1 protein-coding gene is annotated in these 1,559 nt (G+C 62.4%); it reads left to right on the forward strand.

Annotated features, from left to right (window positions below):
• Positions 1 to 1,559: PAS domain S-box protein (locus tag IVB32_RS12885; protein ID WP_247410488.1), on the forward strand; the 1,559-nt coding region annotated here is incomplete at both ends.

The raw sequence follows: 1,559 nt of genomic DNA on the forward strand, positions 1-1,559 counted from the left end.
GCTTGCCCATGCCGACTGTCCCATGGCCGCAGCGGTTCGTGTGGGAACGCCCACACGCAATGCCGAAGTGATAATGGCACGGCCGGATGGCTCCCGCTTTTCGGCCCTGGTCAACATCCGGGCGTTGCGCGATCATTCTGGCCGGATCCAGGGTGCCATCAATTGCTTCCAGGACATCACCGGACGCAAGCAGGTGGAGGAGGAAGTCCGCCGGAAGACGCAGGATCTGGAGGACTTTTTCGACAACAGCGCTGTTGGTCTTCATATCGTCAGCGGAGAGGGGATTATCCTTCGCGCCAACAAAGCTGAAATGGATCTGCTAGGTTACGAGCCCGAGGAGTACATCGGCCGCCACGTTGCTGAGTTTCATGCCGACGCGCCGGTGATCGGCCATATCCTTCAGCGCCTTTCATGCGGCGAGCCGCTCGACCGTTATCCCGCGCGGCTGCGGGCGCGTGACGGCTCCATCAAGCATGTGCTGATTACGTCGAACAGCCGCATTGTCGAAGGCAAGTTCGTCAACACGCGCTGCTTCACCACAGATGTCACTGAACTCCGTATTGCGGAAGAGGCACGGAACGCTAGTGAAGCCAGGCTCGCGGCAACTTATGAGGCCGCCATCGTCGGCATCGCTGAGACCGATCAGAGCGGGCGCTTCTTGCGGGTGAATGATTCCCTCTGCCGCATCACGGGACGCTCGCGCGACGAATTGCTCGGAATGACCTTCTTCGACTACACCGATCCCGACGACCAGGCGGCGGATGCCGAACTGTACGTCCGGCAGGTCCGCGGCGACATCGAGAACTACACCACCCGCAAGCGGGCATTGCGGCCCGACGGATCCGTGCGTTATCTTGATATATTCAGCTCGTCGGTGCGGGATTCGGGAGGACGCTTCCTTTATGGCGTGCGCGTTGCCCAGGATGTCACCACCACCAAGCAGCTGGAGGACCGCCTGCGCGAGGGCGAGCAGCGGATGCGCGATCTCCTTGAGGCGTTGCCGGCGGCCATCTACACGACGGACGCCGAGGGTCGCATCAATTTCTTCAATCGGGCCGCGGTCGAGATGGCGGGTGGGACGCCGCAGCCGGGCGACGAGTGGTGTGTGACCTGGAAGCTCTATTGGCCAGATGGCACGCCGTTGCCCCACAACGAATGCCCAATGGCCGTCGCGCTGCGCGAGAACCGTGAGGTCCGCGGTGCCGAAGCCGTGGCCGAACGCCCCGACGGCAGACGCGTACCATTTATCCCTTATCCGACGCCCCTGCGAGACGCCGCGGGCAATCTGGTTGGCGCCATTAACATGCTGGTCGATATCAGCGAGCGCAAGCGCGCCGAGAACGCCCAAAAGGTGCTCATCGACGAGCTCAACCATCGTGTGAAGAACACTCTGGCCACCGTGCAGTCGCTTGCGAACCAGACGGCTCGCCACGCGGGCGACCTGCAGGAATTTCTGCCGACGTTCACTGGACGGTTGCTTGCACTGGCCCGCGCGCACGACCTGCTCACCAGGCGAAACTGGCAGGACGCACCTTTCGAACAGCTGGTCCACGACGTCG

Origin of the sequence: Bradyrhizobium sp. 23, assembly GCF_023073295.1 — a bacterium.
GTDB classification, from domain to species: Bacteria; Pseudomonadota; Alphaproteobacteria; order Rhizobiales; family Xanthobacteraceae; genus Bradyrhizobium; species Bradyrhizobium canariense_D.